This window comes from Eoetvoesiella caeni (assembly GCF_003315175.1).
In the GTDB taxonomy this organism is placed as follows: domain Bacteria; phylum Pseudomonadota; class Gammaproteobacteria; order Burkholderiales; family Burkholderiaceae_B; genus Eoetvoesia; species Eoetvoesia caeni.
In genome coordinates, this window is sequence record NZ_QNRQ01000037.1 from 1 (window position 1) to 2,409 (window position 2,409).

Here is a 2,409-nt window from a genome sequence, read left to right on the forward strand (position 1 = left end):
TGTCGCGCGTCAACTATCTTGGCCGGTGCGCGTCAATTATCTTGGCCGGTTGACGCTGGGCAATTTACTGAGTTGATGCCATCCTTTTCAGGGATGCTTTTCGGCGGTAGCTTTCTCCTTCGCAGTTCATAATGGTGGCGTGATGCACCAGTCGATCGATGGCGGCAACGGTCATGATGCTGTCATCGAAGAGATGATCCCAATCTTTAAAGGCCTGGTTTGAGGTAATGATCAAGGTCCCGCGCTCGTACCGATGGGCAATGAGCTCGAACAGGACGCTGGTCTCCTGAGCGGTTTTCTTCACGTATCCAAGGTCATCGAGAATCAAGACCGTAAACTTGTCCAGTTTGACCAAGGCCTCGGCCAAGCCCAGGTTCTGCTTGGCCTGCTGAAGCTCCTGCACCATATGGGTGGCACTGCTGAACTTAACGCGGATCCCGGCCTCGACCAGTCCGTAGCCGATACTGCTGGCCAGATGCGTTTTACCTATGCCGCTGGCGCCAAACAACAACAGATTTTCCCCTTGCTCGACCCAGTGTGGATTTTGAATCAACGCATTGATCTGCTGCAGGCTGACGCCCTCCAGGGCGCTAAAGTCGAAGCTGGCGAGTGTCTTTCCGGGCGGCAGGCCGGACTCCTTGTGATAGCGCTGTAGACGCTTGTCCTCACGGGTCGCCAGTTCCATGGCACACAGCTCGGCCAGGTAGTGTTCCGGTACCCAACGTTCGGCGGTCGCCTTCTTGGCAAGCGTCTGCCAATGGGTGCCGATACACGCCAGACGCAATGATTTGAGCATGATGGGCAGTGCAGCCACATTAGCCATGGACGCCTCCTACCGTATTCAACAAGTCATAATCACTGAGGGCGTGCTGGCGTACGTTCAAGGTCGGCATGCTCGCCCGTCTAGGCAAGAACCTCTCTTCGCACGCCGCGATACTGGGCAAGCCCGTGGCGGCCAGCGCATCCAGCACATAGCGACCTAGCGCGCCCTCGTTATCGGCTTTCTTAGCCAGATGCAGAAGGCGCACAATGTACTGGCAAGCGGCGTCGGCCGATAAGGTGCGGTCCACCGACGCCCAGATCAGTTGGTAATCCATGCTGGGTAATAAGTCCTCGCGCAACTGCGAGTACCGGAAGGCTCGAGGCTTTTTAACTAGCCCTTCAATGACGTGACGGTAATCCACCGAACGAACACGCTGGCGGGTTACGCCATGCACTCGCATCAAGGTCAGGGTGCATTCCTGAGCGCACCAGATCTCTAGTTTTGTATCGAACAGTCTCACGTTCACGCGACTGCCAATGAGCCGGGAAGGCACGGTATACAGCACGCGTTTAAGTTCAATCGTACTGCTGCGCGTGACGCGAACGGTATGCTCGGTGTAATTGACGCTGCGCCCGGCCGGTAACGGCTGTAGTTGTCGCTGCTCATCCTTAAAGGCCGATGCCACGCGCCGATTACGCCGGGTCACCAACTGCCCTACAAATTGGTTGTAGCACTCAACCGAATCGAAGTCGTAATTGTTACGTAGTAACAGGGCCTGCTTTAATTGACGCTTGATATGATTATTGGGCGATTCAATGGCCCCATTCTCATGAGCTACGCCCCGATTGTTGCGGGTAGCGATGATGCCATAGTGCTTGCATAGGTCTTCAAAGCGCTGGGTGAAGTCGTCCTGTTCAGTGCGGTTCTTGTAGGCGGCACTCAGGCTATCCGTGCGTAGCGTACGCGGTACGCCACCGCTGCGCCAGAACGCCTGCTGCAGCCCCTCTGATAAAGCACTAAAGCTCTCGCCACCGCAGACAACCTGCGCATAGGCCCAGCCACTGGCGACCAACCGGTAATGAAATAAACGATGAGATAAAGGGGTATTCCTGACCGTGACGGGCTCATCGACCACGGTAAAGTCGGCAATGCCTAATTCACCCATGGCATGCGTTTGCACGAAGACCACCTCTTGGTCGGGGCCATGTAATTGACGCCACGCCTGCACGCGACGCTCCAGCGTGCGACGTGAGCGCGGATCAAACTGGTGAGTATGGTGTTCACATAAATGATCGAATAGACCGATGGCAGTCAATGTCGGTGATCGCTGCAACAAGGGCACCACAACGGGCTCCCAAATAGCGAGCAATGGGTCCTCTCGCGTACGCCACGGCCTAGTCCCATGACTGCTGGGTGGCCCTGAAGGCTTATTCTCGGCGCGGCGCGCCGACCTAACCGATATCCCGGCTTTAGCGGCTGCCACCTCTTGGGTGTTGTCCTTTCGGAACGTCATATATAACCTGGTTTGTTGATCTGTGATTCGTTTGCCCGACACCGCGCATCCTCCGATTTGCAGTGTCGAACCCTATCAGATCAACCGGCCAAGATAGTTGTCGCTGACCGGTCAAGTTAATTGTCGCTGAACA

Annotated in this window: 2 protein-coding genes; both read right to left on the reverse strand. The window is 56.0% G+C overall.

What is annotated here, in order from left to right; translation table 11 throughout:
• Nucleotides 1–64 precede the first annotated feature (64 nt).
• The gene (istB, locus tag DFR37_RS22630; RefSeq protein ID WP_113935406.1) at nt 65–823 is read right to left on the reverse strand and encodes an IS21-like element helper ATPase IstB; all 759 of its coding nucleotides are present in this window, start codon (nt 821–823) and stop codon (nt 65–67) included.
• A complete protein-coding gene (gene istA / locus DFR37_RS22635; protein WP_113935407.1) occupies nt 816–2,318 on the reverse strand; it encodes an IS21 family transposase in 1,503 nt (500 codons plus the stop codon). The genes istB and istA overlap by 8 nt, the downstream gene beginning before the upstream one ends.
• Nucleotides 2,319–2,409: the final 91 nt, after the last annotated feature.